This window comes from Yoonia sp., from assembly GCF_965660735.1.
Classification (GTDB): domain Bacteria; phylum Pseudomonadota; class Alphaproteobacteria; order Rhodobacterales; family Rhodobacteraceae; genus Yoonia.
The window spans coordinates 1-2,503 of the sequence record NZ_CBFIBD010000075.1; the positions used below are offsets into that span (position 1 = coordinate 1).

3 protein-coding genes are annotated in these 2,503 nt (G+C 59.4%); 2 read left to right on the forward strand and 1 reads right to left on the reverse strand.

From position 1 onward, the window contains the following. Positions 1-58 precede the first annotated feature (58 nt). Entirely contained in the window at positions 59-835 is a 777-nt protein-coding gene (locus tag ACTG4B_RS15315; protein WP_439156565.1) for a hypothetical protein, read from the forward strand. A gap of 90 nt (positions 836-925) precedes the next feature. On the opposite strand, the gene ACTG4B_RS15320 is transcribed toward ACTG4B_RS15315, so the two are convergent. Then, positions 926-1,339 (reverse strand): VOC family protein, encoded by a 414-nt coding sequence (locus tag ACTG4B_RS15320; protein WP_439156566.1) that lies wholly within the window; start codon positions 1,337-1,339, stop codon positions 926-928. Between the two features lie 88 nt (positions 1,340-1,427). Here ACTG4B_RS15320 and ACTG4B_RS15325 point away from each other — a divergent pair. After that, positions 1,428-2,503, forward strand: a 1,076-nt coding sequence (locus ACTG4B_RS15325) for an O-acetylhomoserine aminocarboxypropyltransferase/cysteine synthase family protein (RefSeq protein WP_439156567.1), incomplete at its 3' end; no start/stop codon positions are given.

Below are 2,503 nucleotides of genomic sequence, written 5' to 3' on the forward strand. Positions count from 1 at the left end.
GGCCCAGCGCCCAAACATATAATGGTTCCTGAATGTAACTACGGTTGGGAGAGGGAAGATGGATAAGATCAGATTTTTGACAAGAAACACGTTGCGGGGCTCCGTCGCGCTTGGCGCGTTCTGCTTGATGCTCGGCGGCGGAGTCGCCAGCCTTTCGGATTCGTATTTCCCCGGTGCCGCATGGGCCCAGCAATCCGGCAGCGGACAGGGCGGCCAAGGAGGTCAGGGCGGACAGGGTAGTCAGGGTGGACAAGGTAATCAGGGTGGATCAGGCGCAGGACAGGGTGGCCCCGATCCGGATTCGGATTCCAAAGGACCGCAAGCAGGCGGACCCGCGAATCCAAGCGGTGGCGGACGGCCGGTCTGGGCACAGGAAGGTATCCCAGAAATCGAGCTTGGCCGCCTTAGCGTTGTGCGCTCGCCTGATCAGGTGCTTAATAGATCACTCGAAGAGGCACTGGCAACATGGACGGATGACATGGCCGCCTTTTACAGCCTTCCACTCGACAGCACCGATCCTGACACGACGACCATTCTGACAGAACTCAGCCTGAACTGGGACAATCTGACGATCTACGATTCCCCGCTTCAGAACCTTGCCCTGATGCAGGATATTCTTGCGGACGGCGACAGCCAGCTGCCGGTCAATAGCGACACGGACACGTTACTGGCTGTTTTTCTGGGTGTCGCCTCTGACAAAACCCTGCCAGTCACGACTGACACGGTGATCGCCGTCACGACGATCCTGGGCTATCCGATCCTGGGTGACGATGCCGAAGATCTGGCAGAGGACGCCGAAGCGGTCAGGGTCGCTGTCTTGGCCGGCCACGGCTGATCCGGCATTTCATATCAATTGCGGCAAAAAGGCCGGGCCATCAGTGCCCGGCCCTTTCAATATATGGCTGGGCCACACTCAACGGACCGCTTATGTCGCAAAAACTCCACTGTCATCCGCGAACCCTTTTACCTCGATCGGGTTGCCGGATGGATCGCGGAAAAACATTGTCCATTGCTCGCCCGGCTCTCCCTTGAACCGGACCGAGGGTGCGATGATGAAATCTGTCTGGCGGTCCTCCAGCCTACCGGCCAGCGCTGTCCAGTCATCCAGTGGCAGCACGACGCCGAAATGGGGCATCGGGACCATATGATCGCCGACGCGCCCAGTGGGTGCATTGGCGAAAGGTTCGCCCAGATGCAGGCTCAACTGATGACCGAAGAAATCGAAATCGACCCATGTTTCGGTCGATCGCCCCTCAACCGCGCCCAGCGCGCCGGAATAAAATTCCCGTGCAGCGTCCAGATCGGTGACATGAAAGGCAAAATGGAAGGGAACAGGCATGGTTTGATCCTTTTTCGCTTGGGGCGTTGAGCAGGTCTCAGTTTCCGCCTACACCTTTCACAAAATGATTTCAAAGGGAGAGAACCGAATGACCGATACCCCAACCTATGGCTTTGACACGCTGCAAATCCACGCAGGAGCCCGCCCCGACCCCGCAACCGGCGCGCGGCAGGTGCCGATCTATCAGACCACCGCCTATGTGTTCCGCGATGCTGATCACGCTGCGGCATTGTTCAACCTTCAAGAGGTGGGCTACATCTATTCGCGCCTGACAAACCCCACGGTTGCCGCCCTTCAGGAACGCATCGCGACGCTGGAAGGTGGCGCAGGGGCAGTGTGCTGTTCATCGGGCCATGCCGCACAGATCATGGCGCTGTTTCCGCTAATGGCGCCGGGGCGCAATATCGTCGCGTCCAGCCGGTTGTATGGCGGCACGGTCACGCAGTTTTCCCAGACGATCAAACGCTTTGGCTGGTCTGCCAAATTCGTGGATTTCGACGACCATGACGCGGTTGCCGCCGCCATCGACGATGACACCCGCGCCGTATTCTGCGAGGCGATCGCCAACCCCGGCGGGCATATCACCGATCTGGACGCGATTTCCGCCATTACCGATGCGGCCGGCATTCCGCTGATCGTCGATAATACCAGCGCCACGCCCTACCTGTGCCGCCCCATCGAACATGGCGCGACGCTGGTGGTGCATTCGACGACGAAATACCTGACGGGCAACGGTACCGTGACCGGCGGTTGTGTCGTGGACAGCGGCAAATTCGACTGGTCCGCCAATGACAAGTTCCCATCGTTGTCCGAGCCCGAACCCGCCTATCACGGGCTGAAATTCGCGGAAACATTCGGCCCGCTGGCGTTCACCTTTCACGGTATCGCCATCGGGCTGCGCGATCTGGGCATGACGTTGAACCCGCAGGCGGCGCATTACACGCTGATGGGCATCGAAACCCTGTCGCTGCGCATGGATCGCCACGTGCAGAACGCCATGAAGATCGCCAAATGGCTTGAGGATGACCCCCGTGTTGACTACGTCACCTACGCCGGGTTGCCATCGTCGCCTTATGCAAAACTGGTGCCCAAGATATGCCCCAAGGGGGCCGGGGGCCTGTTCACCGTGGCCGTAAAAGGCGGCTATGAGGCTTGTGTCAAACT